The organism is Streptomyces sp. NBC_01463, from assembly GCA_036227345.1.
Classification (GTDB): Bacteria; Actinomycetota; Actinomycetes; order Streptomycetales; family Streptomycetaceae; genus Streptomyces.
This window is the reverse complement of the sequence record CP109468.1, coordinates 2,198,491-2,216,687: the sequence shown is the minus strand read 5'-3', so window position 1 is coordinate 2,216,687 and position 18,197 is coordinate 2,198,491. Positions and strand designations below refer to the sequence as shown.

Below are 18,197 nucleotides of genomic sequence, written 5' to 3'. Positions count from 1 at the left end.
ACCGTACGCACGGCGGGGCGCTGGGGGCGTGCGGTGACCGGGCGCGTCACGGAACCGTCAGATTCCGGGCCGTCAGACTCCGAACGGCCGGATTCCGGGCCGGCGGATCGCCGGGGTCCGTGACGGACGGTCCATGACGGGCGGTCCGCGACCGGCGAGGGGCCGGATGCGTGCGCTCCCAGGAGTGACGTCATCGTTTCGTCAGGAGTCGCAGCCGTCCCACCCCTCCACCCCCGGCATAGCGTCGGGGCATGGGCGACAGCCGTCGGAACATCCCGACCCCACCCGCGTCCCGCTCCCGTCTCCTCTCCGGGCGTGCGACGAAGATCCTCGAACGCTCCCCCTCCGCGCCGGGATTCTGGCGCAGCCCGGTGCGCGGAGTGCGGTTCACCGCCGTGCTCGGCCTCGTCCTGCTCGTCGGCATCACCGTGCTGTTCGTGACCGGGCTGCTGTCGTACGCCGCCTACAACCCGGACCTGAACCCCGTCAACGACAAGACTCCGGACAAGGGGCTGCTGGGCTTCTACCTCTTCGACTGGCCGACCGGGCCGCACTGGCTGTACCGGCTGACGCAGGGGGTGCACGTCACCCTCGGGATCGTGCTCGTCCCAGTGCTGCTCGCCAAGCTCTGGTCGGTCGTCCCGCGGCTCTTCGCGCTGCCGCCGGCCCGCTCCGTCGGGCACGCGCTGGAGCGGATCTCGCTGCTGCTCCTGGTGGGCGGGGCACTGTTCGAGTTCGTCACCGGACTGCTCAACATCCAGCTGGAGTACCTGTTCCCGGGTTCCTTCTACCCGCTGCACTTCTACGGGGCCTGGGTGTTCTTCGCCGCGTTCCTCGCCCATGCGGGGCTCCGGGCGCCACAGGCGGTCCGCGTACTGAGGTCGGGGGCGCTCAGCGGGAGTGTCGAGGGTGACGTGCTGCAGTCCCCGGCCCCCGGGCCGGCGACGCTGTCCCGCCGCGGGGCGCTCGCCGTGGTCGGCGCCGGTTCGCTGGTCCTGCTGGTCACCTCGGCCGGCCGGAGCTTCGACGGACCGCTGCGCCGCCTCGCCGCGCTCACCCCCCACGGCGCCGCCGAGCCGGGCTCCGGACCGAACGGATTCCAGATCAACAAGACGGCTGCCGCGGTCGGTGTCACCACCGTCGACGCGGGGGAGGGCTGGCTGCTCACCGTCAGCGGGCCGGCCGGGGACCTCCGCTTCACGCGCGCACAGCTGCTGGCCCTCGACCAGTACAGCGCGGCGCTCCCGATCGCGTGTGTGGAGGGCTGGTCCACCGCGGACCAGTGGTGGCGCGGCGTACGGCTGAGTCACCTGGCCGCGCTCGCCGGATACCCGCACCGGCCGCCGGGCGTGCTGGTGGAATCGCTCCAGCGCAGCGGACCGTTCCGCCGGGCGGCCCTGCGCGACAACCAGGTGCGCGACCCGCGCTCCCTGCTCGCGCTCCAGGTCAACGGCGAGGACCTGACGCCCGATCACGGATATCCGGCACGGATCATCGTCCCGGCCGCCCCCGGAGTGCTCAACACCAAATGGGTGTCCCGGCTGACCTTTGGAGAGCTGTGAACAGGGCGAACCCGCGGGCCGTCGTACGGCGTTGGTACGGGGAGGGGCCGCTGCACCTCCTGCTGATGGCCGCCTCCTTCGCCCTGGCGGGCTATGCGGGCGTGCGGCTGCTCGCGGGGGACACCTTCGGCGTCGTCGTGTGGTTCGTCGGCGCCGCACTCGTGCACGACCTCGTACTCGTACCGCTCTACGCGGCGGCGGACCGGCTGCTGTGCCGGACGGCCGGTCCGCGCTCCGGGCTCGTGAACTTCGTCCGGGTGCCGGTGTTCCTCTCCGGGCTGCTGCTGCTCGTGTGGTTCCCGCTGATCACCCGGCAGACCGAGCGCTACGAACCGGCCAGCGGGCTGTCCCCCGATGTGTTCCTGGGAAACTGGCTGCTGATCACGGCCGCGCTGTTCGCCGTGTCGGGCGTCTGGCTGGTGGCCCGGACGCTCCGGGCGCGGCGCAGCGAGACGAACGAGCGGCCGTCCGCCTCCCACTGATCGACGGTGCGCAGGCCGTGGGGGCGGGCGTACTCCAGCAGCGCGGAGGTGCCGAGCCGGGCCCACGGGAAGGGGTCGGCCGGTGCCGGGTCCGAGCCGCAGGAGCGTCCGTCGTCCAGTTGTACGCGGACCCGCTCGTCGATGTCCTGCGGCGCGGTCTCGGCGATGAGGAGTCCGCCGGGCGCCAGCAGCTCCGCCGTGCGCCGCAGCAGGTGGCACGGGTCGCCGCCGATGCCGACGTTGCCGTCGACGAGCAGGACGGTGCCCCAGCGCCCTTCGCCCGGGAGCGGTTCGAAGACGGAGCGCCGCAGGGCCGAACCGCCCAGCCGCAGCGTGCGCTCGACCGCGGCCTCGCTGACGTCGATGCCGAGCGCGCGGTGGCCGCGGGCCGCCAGCGCGGCGACGAGCCTGCCGGGCCCGCACCCGATGTCCAGGACGGGTCCCTCGCAGCGGCGCAGGGCCGACAGGTCCGCGGCGTCCGCGCCGGCGCACCAGCGCTCCACGTCCAGCGGCAGCAGCCAGCCGTCCGTACGGCGCAGGAAGAGCGGCCCGTGTCCGTTGCGCAGGGCGTTGGCGTACGGGTCGGTGCCCCACGGGGCGAGGTCCGGGTGCGGCGGGGCCAGTACGGCGCGGTCCGGGCCGGTGCCGGTCATCGGACCACCGCCCCGGTCAGCCGGGCGAGTTCGGCGGCGAACCGCCCGTGCGGTGCGAGCGCGGCGACATGCGTGGCATCGGCCGCCGTGTCCACGTCCCGCAGCCGGGGCAGATCGCGGACGGACAGCCCCGCGTCGACGAGCCGGCGCCGCTGCACCGCGCCGGTCTCGGGCACGGACATCGGTACGCCGCGCAGGAGCGCGGGATCGGGGGCCGCCAGGCCCAGGGCCCAGAAGCCGCCGTCATCGGCGGGGCCGAACCAGGCGTCGCAGCCGTCCCAGGCACCGGGGGCGAGCGCACCGGCCAGATCGGCGGCGGTGACCTGCGGGGTGTCCATGCCGATCAGGAGTGTCGGGCCCGTGCAGGCGCCGAACGCCGCGGCCAGCCGTTCGTCGAGGCCGCCCGGGCACTGCCGCACCACCTCGATGCCGGCCGGCAGCCACGGTCCCGGCCGCCCGTCCAGGACGACCACGCGCCGGGCGGCGGGCAGCGCGCGGACCGTGTGCAGCGTGTCGGTGAGCGACGCCTCGGCGAGTTGCGCGGCCTCGGTGGGGGAGAAGGGCGGGGTGAGCCGGGTCTTGACCCGGCCGGGCAGCGGCTCCTTGGCGATGACCAGCAGGGTCACCGCCCCGGCCGGCCCGGACGTGCGTGGGTTCATCGCGCGGCCCCGATCCGGACGGGCGCCTCCGCCAGCACGGCGCGCATGTCGCGCACCGCGTGCCAGGTGCCCCGCCACGTCCCGGTGACCTTCGACCTGCCCGTCCGCGCGAGGTAGGGGACGTCCGTCTCGGCGACCCGCAGTCCCGCGTCGGACGCGCGCACCACCATCTGCAGCGGGTATCCGCTGCGCCGGTCGGTGAGGCCGAGCGCCAGCAGATCGGCCCGGCGCGCGGCCCGCATCGGCCCCAGGTCGTGCAGGCGCAGCCCGGTGCGGCGGCGCAGCATCCGGGCCAGCGCCGCATTGCCCGCCCGCGCGTGCAGCGGCCAGGCGCCGCGCTCCTCGGGACGGCGGCGGCCCAGCAGCAGGTCGCTCTCCCCGTCGGCCACCCGGCGGACGAAGCCGGTGAGCAGCCCGGGGTCCAGTGAGCCGTCGCAGTCGCAGAAGCAGACGAACTCCGCGTCGGAGGCGAGCAGTCCCGCGTGGCAGGCCGCACCGAAGCCGCGCCGCGGCTCGTGCACCACCGTCGCGCCGAGCGAACGGGCCAGCTCCGCGGAACCGTCGGTCGAGCCGTTGTCCACGACGATCGCCCGCCAGCCACGGGGAACCGAGGCCAGCACCGCGGGCAGGGCGGCGGCCTCGTCCAGACAGGGCAGGACGACGTCGGCGCAGGGGCCGGAAGTATCGGAGTGAGGGATCACGCGGCTCACCCTACGGAGCGGAAACCGACAAATCGGGTTCCGGAATCTTACGAAAAATGGACGTCGGCAGTTGAGGGCGCAGGGGCGTCCGCACCCCGCCCCGGCAGGTGCCAAGGTGGTGGCATGCAGCCGACCCCGGACCCCTCACCGCCCTGCCCCGCCGACGGGGCGCCGCCGTCCCGCCCGGCGTCCGCGGACGGGACGGCATCCCGCGGCCACGTCCTCGTCGTCGACGACGACCCCACGGTCGCCGAGGTGGTCACCGGCTACCTGACCGGGGCCGGATACGAGGTGACCCGCGCGGCGGACGGCCCGGCCGCGCTCGGCCAGTACGCCGCCCGGCGCCCGGACCTGGCCGTCCTGGACCTGATGCTGCCCGGCATGGACGGCTTCGAGGTCTGCCGCCGGATGCGGGAGTACGGACCGGTGCCGGTCATCATGCTCACCGCGCGCGGTGACGAGGACGACCGCATCCTCGGCCTGGAGACGGGGGCCGACGACTACGTCACCAAACCGTTCAGCCCCCGCGAACTCGTCCTGCGCGTCGACTCCGTGCTGCGCCGGGCCCGGGCGGCCGCGACACCCACCGGCCGCCCGGAGCTCCTTCGGGGCGCGGGCCTCGTCCTCGACCCCGCGGCCCGGCGCGCGACGTTCGCCGGCCGGCCGCTGGCGCTCACCCTGCGGGAGTTCGACCTGCTCGCCTTCCTCCTGCGCCACCCGGGCCGGGTCTTCGGCCGGGAGGAGCTGATGCGTGAGGTCTGGGGCTGGGACTTCGGGGATCTGTCGACCGTGACCGTCCACGTCCGCCGGCTGCGCGGGAAGGTCGAGTCCGATCCGGCCCGCCCGGAGCTGATCCGTACGGTCTGGGGCGTCGGCTACCGGCTCGACCTGCCGCCGGACCGGACCGCGGATTCCCCCGCACCCGCACTTCCCACCGCTCCCGGCTCCGGGACCCCGGCATGACCGACCTCCTCCTCATCGCGCTCCTCGCCTTCCTGGGCGCCGCCGTCGCCGGGCTGCTCGGCGCACTCGTGCTGCGGATCTCCCGGCACCGTTCGCTCGTCGTCTCGCTGACAGTCGTGGCCGCCGTGGCCGTCACCGCGATGCTCGCCGGCACGCTGGCCGTCGCCTGGGCGATGTTCCTCTCGCCGCACGACCTCACCGTGGTCACCACCGTCGTCGCCATGGCCGCCGTCGTCTCGCTCGTCACCGCGATGCTGCTGGGCCGCTGGGTGGCGGCCAGGAGCCGGGACCTGACCCTCGCCGCCCGTTCCTTCGGCGACGGCGGCACCTTCGCGGCCCCCGAGGCCCAGGCCACCGCCGAACTCGCCGCACTCACCCGCGAACTGGCCGCCACCAGCGCCAAGCTCGACGGTTCGCGCGAGCGGGAACGCGCCCTGGAGACCTCGCGGCGTGAGCTCGTCGCCTGGATCTCGCACGATCTGCGGACTCCGCTCGCCGGTCTGCGGGCCATGTCGGAGGCGCTGGAGGACGGCATGGCCGTCGACTCGCGGCGCTATCTGCGGCAGATACGCACCGAGGTGGAGCGGATGAACGACATGGTCGGCGACCTCTTCGAGCTCTCCCGCATCCACGCCGGCTCGCTCACCCTCACCCCCACCCGGATCTCCGTCTACGACCTGGTGGGCGACGCGCTCGCCGGGGCCGACCCGCTGGCGCGCGAGCACGGGGTGCGGCTGGTCGGCGACCGGATCGAGGCGGTGCCCGTCGAGGTCGACGGCAAGGAGATGAGCCGGGTCCTGGGCAACCTCCTGATCAACGCCATCCGCCGCACCCCCGCCGACGGCACGGTCGCGGTGGCCGCGCAGCGCACGGGCGGCGGGGTGGTGCTCTCGGTGACCGACGGCTGCGGCGGCATCCCGGAGGAGGACCTGCCCCGGGTCTTCGACACCGGCTGGCGCGGCACCCACGCCCGGACGCCCCCGGCCGGCGCGGGCCTCGGACTCGCCATCGTGCGCGGCATCGTCGAGGCGCACGCCGGCCGGGCGGACGTCCGCAACGTCACCGGCGGCTGCTGCTTCGAAGTGACCCTGCCGGTCGCCTGAGCCTCAGGCCGGCAGACCGGCGGCCGGCTCCCGCAGCGGCTCCGCCGCGAACTGCGCCATCCCCGCGGCGAAGCCCACCTCCGGCCTCCAGCCCAGCTCGTCGCGCAGCCGCCGCGAGTCCGCGGTGACATGGCGTACGTCCCCGAGCCGGTACTCACCGGTGACCACCGGGGCCGGGCCCCCGTGGGCCGAGGCCAGGGCCGTGGCCATCTCGCCGATGGTGTGCGGCTCCCCGCTCCCGGTGTTGTACGCGGCGAAACCGCTGGGACCGCGTTCCGCGACCGCCTCCAGCGCGACGGCGTTCGCGGCGGCCACGTCCCGCACATGGACGAAGTCCCGGCGCTGGCCGCCGTCCTCGAAGACCCGGGGCGACTCGCCCCGGGCCAGCGCCGAACGGAAGAAGGAGGCGACCCCGGCGTACGGGGTGTCGCGCGGCATCCCCGGTCCGTACACGTTGTGGTAGCGCAGCGACACCGCGCTGCCGCCCGTCGCCCGCGCCCAGGAGGAGGCCAGGTGTTCCTGGGTGAGCTTGGTCGTCGCGTACACGTTGCGCGGGTCCACCGGCGCGTCCTCGCCGACGAGCCCGGGGACCAGTTCCGTGCCGCAGGAGGGGCAGCGGGGCTCGAACCGGCCCGCTGCCAGATCGGTCTCCGCGCGCGGGCCCGGCCGGACCGGGCCGTGCCGCAGACAGTCGTACCGGCCCTCCCCGTACACCACCATCGATCCGGCGAGGACCAGACTCCGCACCCCCTCCCCGGCCATCGCGGCGAGCAGCACCGCCGTCCCGAGGTCGTTGCAGCCCACGTAGTCCGGCGCGTCCGCGAAGTCCTTGCCGAGGCCGACCATCGCCGCCTGATGGCAGACCGCGTCGATGCCGCACAGCGCACGGTCCACCGCCTCACGGTCGCGCACGTCCGCCACGACGATCCCGCCGCCGTCCGGCGGGGCGGGGGCGGGGCCGTGGGCCGAGGGCAGCAGGGCGTCGAGCACCACCGCCTCGTGCCCGGCCGAAAGGAGGGTCCGCACGATCTCCGAACCGATGAACCCGGCGCCGCCGGTGACCAGTACACGCATGCCGGCCACGGTAGGCCGCCGGGAGCCCGGACGGCCGTTTCCGACGCGGCACGTCACGGGACCGTAAGCGATGGGCCCGGCGCGGTGGGTCAGACGGGGAGCCGTTCGAGCAGCCCCCCGAAGTCCGTGTCGGCCGGCAGCGTGCCGAAGGCCAGACCGCGGTCCCCGGCCAGCCGGGACGCGCAGAAGGCGTCGGCGACGGCGGCCGGTGCATGGCGGACGAGCAGCGAGCCCTGGAGGACGAGGGCCGCGCGCTCGATGACACGCCGTGCGCGCAGCGGAGCGTCCTCGGTGAGGGCGAGTTCGCCCCGCAGCTCCCGCCAGGCGGCGTCCAGCCGGTGGTCGGCCCCTGCCGCGGCCTCGATCTCCGTCCGCAGGGCCTGGAGCGACTCCGGCTCCCGGGACAGGGCGCGCAGCATGTCCAGCGCGTTGACGTTGCCCGAGCCCTCCCAGATGCCGTTGAGCGGGGCCTCGCGGTAGAGGCGGGGCATGCCGGACTCCTCGTCGTAGCCGTTGCCGCCCAGGCATTCGAGGGCCTCGGCGACGGCGGCGGGCTGGCGCTTGCACACCCAGTACTTGCCGACCGCGGTGGCGAGCCGCAGGAAGGCGCGCTCCTGCGTGTCGCCCTGCTGCGCGCGGTCCGCCGCGCCGGCCAGGCGCAGGGCCAGCGTGGTCGCCGCCTCGGACTCCAGCGCCAGATCGCCGATGACGTTGCGCATCAGCGGCTGGTCGATGAGCTTCGCCCCGAACACGGACCGGTGGCGTACGTGGTGGGCGGCCTGCGCCAGTGCCGCACGGGTGCCGGCGGCGGAACCGAGCACACAGTCGAGTCGGGTCATCGTGACCATGTCGATGATGGTGCGCACGCCCCGGCCCTCGTCCCCGACGAGCCAGGCCACGGTGTCGTCGAACTCGGGCTCGCTGCTGGCGTTGGAGCGGTTGCCGAGCTTGTCCTTGAGGCGCTGGATGCGGAACGTGTTCCGGCTGCCGTCCGGGAGGATCCGGGGGACCAGGAAGCAGGACAGACCGGCCGGGGCCTGCGCGAGCACGAGGAAGAGGTCGTTCATCGGGGCGCTCGTGAACCACTTGTGGCCGCGCAGCCGCCAGGTGCCGTCGGCCTGTTGCGCGGCCGCGGTCGTGTTGGCCCGCACATCGGTGCCGCCCTGCTTCTCCGTCATGCCCATCCCCGCGAGCAGACCCGGCTTCTCGGCGGGGGCGCGCAGACCGGACTCGTACACACGGCTCGTCAGCAGGGGTTCGTACGTCTTGGCGAGATCGGGGGCGTGCCGCAGGGCGGGGACGGCGGCGTACGTCATCGAGACCGGGCAGCCGTGGCCCGCTTCCGCGCTGCTCCAGACCATGAAGCCCGCCGCGCGCGCCACATGGGCGCCCGGCCGTTCGTCCGTCCAGGCGGCGCCGCCCAGACCTTCGCTGATCGCCACGTCCAGGAGGGCGTGGTAGGCGGGGTGGAACTCGACCTCGTCGATCCGGTTTCCGTAGCGGTCGTGGGTGCGCAGCCGCGGTTCCTGCCGGTTGGCCTCGTCCGCCCAGCGCTGCACCTCCTCGCTGCCGGCGCGGCGGCCCAGCCGGTGCAGGTCGTCCAGATACCACTCGGCGCCCTCGCGGCGCACGCCCTCGACCAGCACCGGGTCATCGGCGACGTCGTGCCCGGACAGCGGCGGCGGCTGGTTCGTCACCTCGTGGGTGGTCGCGGTGGGGTGGCTGTGCGGTGCGGCCGGCGTCGCGGACATGAGGGGCCCTCCTGAGCGGGGACGGATGACGGATCAGGTGCGGGGGGACACGGGGGCGGCGCCCGCGCAGCGCAGCGCCATGGCGGTCAGTTCGTCGAGGACGTCGTGCGTGTCGTCCGCCTCCGGAGCGCCCAGCGGCGCCACCAGGACCTCGCCGATCGCACCGGTCAGCGCAGCGGCGGTGACCTCACCGTTCTGCGGCGGCAGCAGTCCCTGGGCCATGCCCTCGCCGATCACCTCGGCGAACAGCGCGCGGTAGCGGCGACGGAAGACGAGGCGTTCCGCGCCGACCGCCGTGTCGGCCGGTGCGGCGAGCAGTGCGTAGGCGAGGCCGCGGTTCTCCAGGGCCCGGCGGGCGAACACCCGGACGCCGTCGGCGAGCCGCTCGACGGGGGTCCCGGAACCGCTCAGCACCGACCCGAGGACGTCCACCTCGTGTCCCGCCGCACGGCGGAAGACCTCGACGGCGAGCGCGGCCTTCGACGAGAAGTGCTGGTAGACCGAGCCGGCCGCCATGCCCGCGGCGTCGGCGACCACGGTCACGGACGCCCCCGACCAGCCCACCTCGGCGACGACGTCGGTCGCCCTGGCGACGAGATGCTCACGGGCGGAGGCGAGGCGCGCGACTTCGGCGGGGGTCTTCCGGTAGGCCATGGAAGAAGTGAACCATCATTCATAGTTTCCCGGCAAGGGTCACGGCCGAGGGGCAGGGCCTCCGGCGACCGCCGGAAACCCTGCCCCTCGTACGTGTCCCTGTCGCTGCCGCCCGGTACTGCGCCGGTCGGCCCCCGGGCGTGAACCCCGGGGCCGCGAGGCCGGGGCAGGTCTCAGCGGAGTCCGTAGTAGAGCGCGTTGTGTGCCGTGTCCGGCAGGTACAGCACGTCGTGGCCGTCCGAGTCGCGCCGTACCGCGAGCCGGTCCGCGCCGATCCCGGGCGCGGCGGACTGTGCGCTCCAGGTGCCGCCCGACGCCGTCGCGGCGAAGACGCGGTCGGTGCCGGACCCGGTCACGTAGTACACCCGCCCGGCGTCCGCACCGTCCCAGGTGATGCCGAGGGCCGCGGTGGTCTGGCCGGCGGAGTACACGGTCTGGCGGGACCAGGCGCCGCCGCTCGAAGAGGCGTAGTACACCCGGAAGTCGCCGCCGCTGTCGGCCGAGCGGTAGCGGTAGGCGACCTTCGGGGCCGAGCCGTCGAGGGCGAGCTTGGCGCTCTGCACCGCCGGACCCGGGTAGGTGTTGTCGATGCTCCACTCCTCGCCGGCCGTGAGGTCCTGGATCACGTCGGAGGTGGCGGGCGTCACCGGCGTGGTGACGGCCGCGCCCGTGCTGTCCGCGAACGCGCCGGTCGACGGGTCGTAGCGCAGATAGGACAGCTGGTGCCGGAAGGCGGTGGCCGGGGCCTTGGCCCACTCGTACAGCAGGTGCACCCGCCCGGCGGCGTCCACCGCCAGGTCGTCGGGGTACACGGAGCGGTTCAGCGCACCGGCGAAGGTGGCGACCACGCTCCAGCGCGCGGCGGCGTTGTCCCAGCGGTACAGCTTTCCGGGCCGCTGGTCGGAGCCGGCGCCGACGCGTGCGGCCAGGTAGAGATCGCCGTTGGGCGCGGTCGTCACGACCGGGTAGGTGATGGCCTGGCCCTGGTCGGGCAGTTCGGCCGCGTGGTCCGTGACGTCCCCGCCCGGGGCCTCGGTCCGGAAGTAGCGCCAGGCGTTGGCGTGCATGGACGAGAACACGTGCAGGCGGCCGCTGCCGTCACGCGCGACGGACGACTGGTTGTGGCCGTTGTCGTCGGGGAACTCCGCCTGCTGTCCGTTCGTGCCGAGCAGCGGCAGCCGGCTCCACACCCCGTCCGGGTCCCGCCGCGCGATGGCCGGGCGGTGCGTGGCGGCCGTCGCGCCCGGCTCGTTGAAGGCGAAGTACGTGTACTGGCCGCGGCCCTTGTACGTGGCGACCGGTGTCCACCAGGCCGCCTGGTTCGACGAGTCCATCGCGTACGGGACCTTCTCGGTCACCGTGGCCGCGGCGGCCGCCGCACGGTCCGTGCCGTCGGCCCGGGCGGCCTGGGCGGGCGTGAGCAGGGCGGCCAGGGCCGCGGCCGAGGCGGCGTACGAGCGTGCCGTGGGACGTCGCAAGGTGAGCTCCTTCGCGGGCGGTGATGGGGGAGGGGAACGGGCGGGACCGGCTCTGCGGGGGGTCCTGCTCTCCCTCGCTGCGCCGGCAATTTACAACAGATCCCACATGCTGAATAGAGATTGCACAATGAGGATTCGAGATACTTCATCGGGAAGGCGTATGCGGAACGGCGAAGGGCCCGGGGGAGGCGGTTCCGCCCTTCCCCGGGCCCTTCGTCATGCCGTGCGCCGGATCAGCGCTTGGTGAGGGCGGTTACCTCCTCGCCGGCCTTCCTCATGGCGTCCTTCGGCTTCGACTTGCCGACCAGGACGGCCTGGACCTGCTTGGCCACGGCCTCCTCGATCTGCGCGTTCTGCGCGAACTGCCAGAAGGGGCTGCCGGTCGCCGTCTTCGTGATCTTCTCGGTCCACTCCGTGGTGAAGGTGTCCTGGGCGACCTTCGGGTCGGCCAGGCCCGCGGTGGTGGACGGCGGCAGGGCGCGGGAGGCGAAGTACTCGGTGGTGGTGGCGAGGTCCGAGGTGGTGTGCAGCGCGAACTCGGTCGCCGCGTCCTGTCCCTTGCCGTTGACGATCGCGATCACGCCGCCCCACAGCAGCGCCTGGGGCGTGTCACCGGAGCGCAGCACCGGACGCTGCATCGGCTGCATGGCGTCGGCCAGCGTCTTGTCCTTGGACTGGGCCGAGGTGACGCCCTTGCCGATGATGGCGTCGTCGTAGAAGGCCGCCTTGCCCTGGCCGAACAGGGCACGCGCGTCGAAGCGGTCCACGTCGGCGGCGATCAGCTTCGCGTCGTGCAGCTTCTTGTACCAGGTGACCGCGTCGACGGAGGCGTCGTCGCCGATGGTCACCTTGCCGCCCTCCATCAGGGCGCAGCCGAAGGTCTGCATCCACGGGAAGATGTCCTTGAGCTGCGCGACCTTGGTGGCCGCCGCGTACGGCACCACACCGCCGCCGAGCCCCTTCAGCTCCCGCAGCGCGTCCTCGAACTCCTCGACCGTGGTGGGGTGCTTCTTGATGCCGGCCTTCGCCAGCAGCTTGGAGTTGGCGATCACCCCGATCGAGCCGGTGTTCCACGGCAGGCCGTACTGCTTGCCGTCGTACACCCCGCTCTTCACCGCCACGTCCGTGTAGCCGCCCTTGGGGGCCACGGAGCCGAGGTCGGCGAGCTTGCCCATCTGCGCCACCGCGGCGAGCCAGGCGATGTCCAGGTGTATCGCGCCGGTCGTCTCGCCGCCGCCGAGCTTGAGGGTGAGCTGGCTCAGATACTCGTTGTACGGGTACGAGACCGCGCGGACCTTGGACTTCTCGGCCTTCTCCCACGCCGCGATGATCTTCTCGATCGAGGGCTTGGCGGCTTCCTCGTTGAGCGACCACGAGGTGAAGTCGAAGTTCTTGGACGCCGTGTCACCTCCGTTGGAGGAGCTGCCGCTGCCGGACGGGGACGGTGCGCAGGCGCCCAGGACGCCGGCGCCTGCCACACCGAGCGCGCCGATGCCGAACATGCGCAGCGCGCCGCGCCGGCTGATGCCAGAGGTGGTCATGGTCTCTCCATGGGGAGTGGAAGGAAGGGGAGGAGTGCGTGCGGAGCGGCTACTTGACCGAGCCGGCGGTCATGCCGCCGACCAGGTAGCGCTGCAGGAACATGAAGGCGATGATCACGGGGACGGACACGACGAGCGATGCGGCCATCAGCTCCGGCCAGGCGGCCTGGAACTCGCCGATGTACGTGGAGACCAGGCCGGGGGGCAGGGTCTGCTTCTCCTTGTCGGCCAGCGTCACCGCGAAGATGAAGTCGTTCCAGCCGCGGACGAAGGCGAAGAGCCCGGCGGCGATCATCCCGGGCGCGGCCAGCGGCGCCACGATGGAGTGCAGCGTCCGCCAGCGGGACGCGCCGTCGATGGACGCGGCCTCCAGCAGGGCGTCCGGGATGGTGTCGAAGATGCCCTTCAGCATCCAGACGCACAGCGGCATCGTGAACGTGGTGAAGGACAGCACCAGTGCGGTGTACGTGTTCAGCAGGCCGAAGCTGGAGAACACCGCGTACAGCGTCACCAGCAGGAGCGCCTGGGGGAACATCTGGGAGGCCAGCACCAGGTGCATCAGCGAGCGCCGGCCGCGGTAGCGGAACTTGGAGAACGAGTACCCCATGTACGTGGCGACGACCACGCTCAGCACCGCGGTGATGGAGGCCACGATCAGCGAGTTGACCAGGTACTTGATGAGCTGGTCGTTCTCGGCGAGGGCGGTGAAGTTGCTGAAGGTGATCTCGGTGGGGATCAGCTTCGGCGGGAACTGGAAGGCCTGGTCGGGGCTGCTCAGGGCGGTGGCCAGCAGCCAGTAGACCGGCAGCATGCCGAAGGCGCCGATCACCAGGACCGCGGTCCAGGCGGCGATCCGCGAGCGCAGCAGGTCCTTGCGGATCCGGCGCCGCGAGGTGCGGCCCGCGGAGGTGGCGGACGGGCTCAGCCGGTCGGTGCCGGACAGCGGGGTGGAGGTCGTGGAGGTCATCGGGCGTCGCCCTTCCGCTCGGTGATCCTGAGGTAGACGACGACGAGGACGAGCAGGAGCAGCATCCACAGGCCACCGAGCGCGGTCGCCCGGCCGATGTCGAAGCCCTTGAACGCGGTCTGGTAGACGGCGGTGGCGAAGGTCTCGGTGGCACCCGCCGGGCCGCCGCCGGTGAGCACGTAGATGGTGTCGAAGTGCTGGAAGTTCCAGATGAACTCCAGGAGCAGCACGATCGAGGCGACCCCGCGCACCTGCGGCCAGGTGACGGCGAAGAAGCGCCGGACCGCGCCGGCTCCGTCCATCGAGGCCGCCTCGTGCAGCTCCTTCGGCACCGTCTGCAGCCCGGCGAGGAGCATCACCATCATCCAGGGGAAGCTCGCCCAGGTCTTGGTGACGATGACGGCGAGCATGGCGGTGCCCGGCTGCCCGAGCCAGGACACGGACTCCTCGATGATCCCGGTCTTCATCAGCACGCCGTTGAGCACGCCGTAGTTCGCGTTGAAGATCCACATCCACAGGAAGGAGACCACCACGCCCGGGATCACCCACGGGAACAGGAACAGGCCGCGCAGGAAGCCGCTGCCCTTCAGTCCCGAGTTCAGGGCGAGCGCGAGCGCGAAGCCGATCACGAAGGGGAGCAGTGTCGCGCCGACGGTGAAGACCAGGGTCTGCTTGAGGATCGTGAGGAATTCGCCGTCCAGCCAGTAGGCGAAGTTCTCCAGGCCGACGAACTCCCGGCCCGGCAGGCGCAGGTCCTGCTTGAAGAAGCCGGTGAACAGGGCCGACACCAGCGGGTAGATGATGATCGTCGCGAACAGGGCGAGCCCCGGTGCGGTCAGCAGCAGTGCGAACGCGCCGTTGGAGAGCCGTCCGCCGGAGCGCTCACGGTGTGGAGCGCCCTTCCGGGGAGGTGCGGCCGTACTCATGGGTCTGTCCTCTCGAACGGTGCGGGAGCGGTGATACGGGGCGTGGCGCGACGGGCCGTGCTTCGACCGGGGCCCTGGGTGAATGCCATGCATGCTCCATGGAACGCAAGTTGCAGCATGCGGGATCGTTCTCCATATCGTGCGAAGCCGTCAACCCTTTTGGTCGGTGAATCACCGGTTCTGTGCGGGGCCGGTGACGTCGGTGTACCTGCCGTGAGCTCGGCTCCCGGCCCATGGCGACGGTGTCATCGGCTGCGCCGGAAACTTACAACAGATCCCACTGGCTGAACAGTGGTTGCACAATATGGATGTGATGTACGTTCAAGGCCGCTCCGTCGCGGCGGGGCGTATCCGAGCGTCACACCGAGGAGGCCGCCCCGTGCGGGAAGAAGAGGTCCACTACGACATCGCCGTCATCGGCGGCGGCCTGGCGGGGACCTGTGCTGCCATCGCCGCCGCCCGGCTCGGCCGGCGCGTCGCCCTGGTCAACAACCGGCCCGTCCTGGGCGGCAACGCCAGCAGCGAGATCCGGGTCTGGGTCTGCGGCGCCACCGCCCACGGCGTGCACCGCTGGGCCCGCGAGACCGGCATCATGGGCGAGCTGTACACCGAGAACCAGTACCGCAACCCCGAGGGGAACCCCTACTACTGGGACCAGGTGGTGCTCGACGCCGTCCGGGCCGAGCCCGGCATCGACCTGTACCTCAACACCGACGTACGGGAGGTCGTGGCGAGCGGCCCGGAGGACGCCCGCGAGGTGCACTCCTGCACCGGCTGGATGATGGGCTCCGAGCGCCGCATCACCTTCCACGCCCGGCAGTTCCTCGACTGCACCGGCGACGGACTGCTGGGCCACCTCGCCGGCGCCCGCTACCGCATCGGCCGCGAGGCCCGCGCCGAGTTCGACGAGCCCTGGGCGCCCGAGGAGGGCGACGAGGCGCTGCTCGGCTCGACGATCCTGTTCCACACCAAGGACCTGGGCCGGCCGGTGAAGTTCGTACCGCCCGCCTACGCCCGCGACCTCACCACCACGCCCATCCTGCGCAACCGGGTGCTGAACACCGGCGACAACGGCTGCGACTACTGGTGGATCGAGTGGGGCGGCGAACTCGACACCGTCCACGACAACGAGCGCATCCGCGACGAACTCCAGGGCGTGATCGCGGGCATCTGGGACCACATCAAGAACTCCGGAGAGTTCCCGGACGCCGAGAACCTGACGATGGAGTGGGCGGGCAGCCTCCCGGGCAAGCGCGAGTACCGCCGCTTCCTCGGCGACCACATGCTGACCCAGCAGGACATCCTCGGACAGCGGCAGTTCGACGACCGCGTCGCCTTCGGCGGCTGGTCGGTCGACCTCCACCCGGTGCAGGGGATGTACGCGGACGAGCCCGGCGCCCGCCAGCGCTACGCGGACGGCATCTTCCACATACCGCTGCGCTCCCTCTACTCGGCGAACGTCACCAACCTGCTGTTCGCGGGACGCAACATCTCCGCCACCCACATCGCCTTCGGCGCCACCCGCGTGATGGCCACCTGCGCCACGCTCGGCGAGGCCGCGGGCACGGCCGCCGCGCTCTGCGTCGCCGAGGGTGTCGGCCCGCGCGAACTCGCCGCCAAGCGCCCCGAACTGGTGCGCCGCGCCCTGCTGCGGCAGGACGCCTCGGTCATCGGCCTGTCCGACGACGACCCCGACAACCTGGCGCGCACGGCCGTCGTCAGCGCTTCCTCGCACCTGAGCAGGCTGGCCGCCGAACCCACACCGGCCGCGCCCGGCGAGCCGTACCCGCTCACCCGCGACCTCGCGCTGCTGCTGCCGGTGGACCCCGCGCTCGACACGGTCGACCTGCTCGTCCACGGCGCCCCGGACGGGCCGCCGGCCGAACTCACCGTGGAGCTGTGGACCACCGGCCGCCCCGAGAACGCGGTCCCCGTCGGCCACCTGCTCACCACCACGGCCACCGTCCCGGCCGGCGGCCCCCACTGGGTCACGGCCCGGCTCGGCCACCGCCCCGACAGCCCGGAGAACGTCGTCCTGATCGTCCGGGCCTGCCCCGGCGCGTCCCTCGTCCTGGTGCCCGAGCGCACCGACGGTGTCCTCGCGCTGCGCAGCAGGGCCGAGGGCGACGCGGCCGTCGACCACGACATCCCCGAGGAGGAGGGCCAGCTCGTCCTGGAATGGCAGGCGCGCGGTCTGCGCCGCCGGACCTTCGCCTTCCGTGCGGCCCCGGAGACCTCGGCGTTCCGGCCCGAGCGGGCCGTCGGCGGCTTCCAGCGCGCCTACGGCGGACCGCAGATGTGGTCGTCCGGGCCGTCGGCGGGTCACCCGGACGGGGCGGGGCAGTGGCTGCGCCTGGACTGGCGGCAGGAGCAGCGGCTCACCGAGGCCCGTGTGGTGTTCGACGACGACGTCGACGAGTACCTCAACAACCTGCACCGGCACCGCACCCCGTTCGAGGTGATGCCGGAACTGGTCCGCGACTACCGCCTCCAGAGCCGCGAGCCCGACGGCACCTGGCGCACGCTGCTGACGGTGACGGACAACCGCCGCCGGCACCGCGTGCACGCGCTCACCGGCGAGGACGGCGGGCCCGTGCGCACCGAAGCGCTGCGGCTCGTGGTGGACGCGACGCACGGGGCGCCGCGCGCGCATGTGATCGCGTTCAAGGCGTACGGCGCGTAGGGGGAGCGGACGAAGGGGCCCGGAACAGGTCGGCCGAACCTGTTCCGGGCCCCTTCCGCTGTCGCGCCGCTCAGACGGCGCCGAGTGCCTGGCTGATGGCGTCGGCGGCCTCGATGACCTCGCGGGTGAGGGCGAGGCGCTGTCCCTCGGTCTCGGTGCGGTCGCCGAGGAGGGAGGTGGGGCCCCACAGCGAGATGGCGGCCACCACATCGCCCGAGGCGTCGCGGACGGGCGCCGCGAGGGAGGCGCGGCCCAGGGCGCGCTCCTCGGCCTCCACGGCGTAGCCGGTGCGGCGGACCGTGTCGATCTCGGTGTCCAGCAGATCGTGGCTGGTGGTCGTGTAGTCCGTGTGCGCTTCCAGCGGTTCGGGAAGCAGGGTGCGGCGCTCCTTGGGCGTGAGGCCGGTGAGCAGGCACTTGCCGATGCTGGTGGCGTGCAGCGGGGCGGTGTGTCCGGCCTGTGTGTACGACTTGGGGGCGCGGGACCCCTCGAAGTTGCACAGGAACATCAGCTCGGCGCCGCGCCGGACGGCTGCGTTGGCGCCCAGCCCGGTGCGGGTGGCGAGGTCCTGGAGGACCATGCGCGCGGCCCGGTGGACGGGGTGCCGGTTGGTCGCGGTGGCCGCGAGGGGCAGGATGCCGAGGCTGAGCCGGTAGAGATTGCTGACCGGGTCGCGCTCGACCATGTCGAGGCGTTCCAGCGTGGACAGCAGGCGCGAGGTGGTGGACGAGCCGAGACCGGTGAGTTCGGCGACGTCGGAGACGCGTAGTTCGGCGCGGCCTGAGTCGAGTGCGCGCAGCACCGAGGCCGCTCGTTCGACGCTCTGGTTCGTCCCGGCGTCGGTCGCACGCGTAGCCATGACCCTCCTCATTTTGCAAACCGCTTGCACATTCTGCATCAGCATATCGCGTCGGCCCTGGGCGTGTTCTTGGAATCCGGGTGCCCGCGGCCGGTCCGTATACGGATATCCGTGGTGATTCACGGTGTGTCCGGGGGGTCC

The 18,197-nt window shown here is 72.8% G+C and carries 15 protein-coding genes; 4 read left to right on the top strand and 11 right to left on the bottom strand.

The features are described from left to right. The first annotated feature begins 251 nt into the window (after nt 1-251). A complete protein-coding gene (locus OG521_09615; protein WUW21030.1) occupies nt 252-1,562 on the top strand; it encodes a molybdopterin-dependent oxidoreductase in 1,311 nt (436 codons plus the stop codon). A 325-nt stretch (nt 1,563-1,887) separates the two neighbouring features. Here OG521_09615 and OG521_09610 read toward each other — a convergent pair whose 3' ends face one another. The 3 genes from OG521_09610 to OG521_09600 are packed head-to-tail and all read right to left on the bottom strand — an operon-like array spanning nt 1,888 to nt 4,057. Next, on the bottom strand, nt 1,888-2,697 hold the full coding sequence (locus OG521_09610) for a class I SAM-dependent methyltransferase (protein ID WUW21029.1): 810 nt from the start codon (nt 2,695-2,697) through the stop codon (nt 1,888-1,890). Beyond that, a complete protein-coding gene (locus OG521_09605; GenBank protein WUW21028.1) occupies nt 2,694-3,356 on the bottom strand; it encodes a glycosyltransferase in 663 nt (220 codons plus the stop codon). The genes OG521_09610 and OG521_09605 overlap by 4 nt, the downstream gene beginning before the upstream one ends. Beyond that, entirely contained in the window at nt 3,353-4,057 is a 705-nt protein-coding gene (locus OG521_09600; GenBank protein ID WUW21027.1) for a glycosyltransferase family 2 protein, read from the bottom strand. The genes OG521_09605 and OG521_09600 overlap by 4 nt, the downstream gene beginning before the upstream one ends. Nucleotides 4,058-4,180: 123 nt before the next feature. Here OG521_09600 and OG521_09595 point away from each other — a divergent pair, with 123 nt between their 5' ends. Continuing rightward, complete coding sequence (locus OG521_09595; GenBank protein ID WUW21026.1) at nt 4,181-5,020, top strand: response regulator transcription factor; 840 nt, start codon at nt 4,181-4,183, stop codon at nt 5,018-5,020. Further along, nucleotides 5,017-6,123, top strand: coding sequence for a HAMP domain-containing histidine kinase (locus OG521_09590; GenBank protein ID WUW21025.1), 1,107 nt, complete (start codon nt 5,017-5,019; stop codon nt 6,121-6,123). Before OG521_09595 ends, OG521_09590 begins: the two co-directional genes overlap by 4 nt. A gap of 3 nt (nt 6,124-6,126) precedes the next feature. On the opposite strand, the gene OG521_09585 is transcribed toward OG521_09590, so the two are convergent. The 7 genes from OG521_09585 to OG521_09555 all read right to left on the bottom strand — a co-directional run bounded on the left by OG521_09585 (nt 6,127) and on the right by OG521_09555 (nt 14,514). Next, entirely contained in the window at nt 6,127-7,197 is a 1,071-nt protein-coding gene (locus OG521_09585; GenBank protein ID WUW21024.1) for an NAD-dependent epimerase/dehydratase family protein, read from the bottom strand. Between the two features lie 89 nt (nt 7,198-7,286). After that, nucleotides 7,287-8,948, bottom strand: a complete 1,662-nt coding sequence (locus OG521_09580; protein WUW21023.1) for an acyl-CoA dehydrogenase family protein — start codon at nt 8,946-8,948, stop codon at nt 7,287-7,289. A 33-nt stretch (nt 8,949-8,981) separates the two neighbouring features. After that, the gene (locus OG521_09575; protein WUW21022.1) at nt 8,982-9,602 is read right to left on the bottom strand and encodes a TetR/AcrR family transcriptional regulator; all 621 of its coding nucleotides are present in this window, start codon (nt 9,600-9,602) and stop codon (nt 8,982-8,984) included. 173 nt (nt 9,603-9,775) lie between these two features. Beyond that, entirely contained in the window at nt 9,776-11,080 is a 1,305-nt protein-coding gene (locus OG521_09570; GenBank protein ID WUW21021.1) for a BNR repeat-containing protein, read from the bottom strand. Between the two features lie 233 nt (nt 11,081-11,313). Continuing rightward, complete coding sequence (locus tag OG521_09565; protein WUW21020.1) at nt 11,314-12,621, bottom strand: extracellular solute-binding protein; 1,308 nt, start codon at nt 12,619-12,621, stop codon at nt 11,314-11,316. 49 nt (nt 12,622-12,670) lie between these two features. After that, complete coding sequence (locus OG521_09560) at nt 12,671-13,588, bottom strand: carbohydrate ABC transporter permease (GenBank protein ID WUW21019.1); 918 nt, start codon at nt 13,586-13,588, stop codon at nt 12,671-12,673. Continuing rightward, nucleotides 13,585-14,514 carry a sugar ABC transporter permease gene (locus OG521_09555; protein WUW21018.1) on the bottom strand — a complete coding sequence of 310 codons (930 nt, stop codon included), beginning with the start codon at nt 14,512-14,514 and terminating at the stop codon, nt 13,585-13,587. Before OG521_09555 ends, OG521_09560 begins: the two co-directional genes overlap by 4 nt. A 379-nt stretch (nt 14,515-14,893) precedes the next feature. Between OG521_09555 and OG521_09550 the strand changes: the two genes are divergently transcribed. After that, nucleotides 14,894-17,197, top strand: coding sequence for an FAD-dependent oxidoreductase (locus OG521_09550; protein WUW21017.1), 2,304 nt, complete (start codon nt 14,894-14,896; stop codon nt 17,195-17,197). A 70-nt stretch (nt 17,198-17,267) separates the two neighbouring features. Here OG521_09550 and OG521_09545 read toward each other — a convergent pair whose 3' ends face one another. Then, nucleotides 17,268-18,056: an IclR family transcriptional regulator gene (locus tag OG521_09545; protein WUW21016.1), complete on the bottom strand. Its 789-nt coding sequence runs from the start codon at nt 18,054-18,056 to the stop codon at nt 17,268-17,270. Between the last annotated feature and the right edge of the window lie 141 nt (nt 18,057-18,197).

What these genes read in the sequence shown, in the direction of transcription:
- OG521_09615 (WUW21030.1), top strand. Translation starts at nt 252, where the DNA reads ATGGGCGACAGCCGTCGGAACATCCCGACCCCACCCGCGTCCCGCTCC.
- OG521_09610 (WUW21029.1), bottom strand. Translation starts at nt 2,697, where the DNA reads ATGACCGGCACCGGCCCGGACCGCGCCGTACTGGCCCCGCCGCACCCG.
- OG521_09605 (WUW21028.1), bottom strand. Translation starts at nt 3,356, where the DNA reads ATGAACCCACGCACGTCCGGGCCGGCCGGGGCGGTGACCCTGCTGGTC.
- OG521_09595 (WUW21026.1), top strand. Translation starts at nt 4,181, where the DNA reads ATGCAGCCGACCCCGGACCCCTCACCGCCCTGCCCCGCCGACGGGGCG.
- OG521_09590 (WUW21025.1), top strand. Translation starts at nt 5,017, where the DNA reads ATGACCGACCTCCTCCTCATCGCGCTCCTCGCCTTCCTGGGCGCCGCC.
- OG521_09585 (WUW21024.1), bottom strand. Translation starts at nt 7,197, where the DNA reads ATGCGTGTACTGGTCACCGGCGGCGCCGGGTTCATCGGTTCGGAGATC.
- OG521_09580 (WUW21023.1), bottom strand. Translation starts at nt 8,948, where the DNA reads ATGTCCGCGACGCCGGCCGCACCGCACAGCCACCCCACCGCGACCACC.
- OG521_09575 (WUW21022.1), bottom strand. Translation starts at nt 9,602, where the DNA reads ATGGCCTACCGGAAGACCCCCGCCGAAGTCGCGCGCCTCGCCTCCGCC.
- OG521_09565 (WUW21020.1), bottom strand. Translation starts at nt 12,621, where the DNA reads ATGACCACCTCTGGCATCAGCCGGCGCGGCGCGCTGCGCATGTTCGGC.
- OG521_09560 (WUW21019.1), bottom strand. Translation starts at nt 13,588, where the DNA reads ATGACCTCCACGACCTCCACCCCGCTGTCCGGCACCGACCGGCTGAGC.
- OG521_09555 (WUW21018.1), bottom strand. Translation starts at nt 14,514, where the DNA reads ATGAGTACGGCCGCACCTCCCCGGAAGGGCGCTCCACACCGTGAGCGC.
- OG521_09545 (WUW21016.1), bottom strand. Translation starts at nt 18,056, where the DNA reads ATGGCTACGCGTGCGACCGACGCCGGGACGAACCAGAGCGTCGAACGA.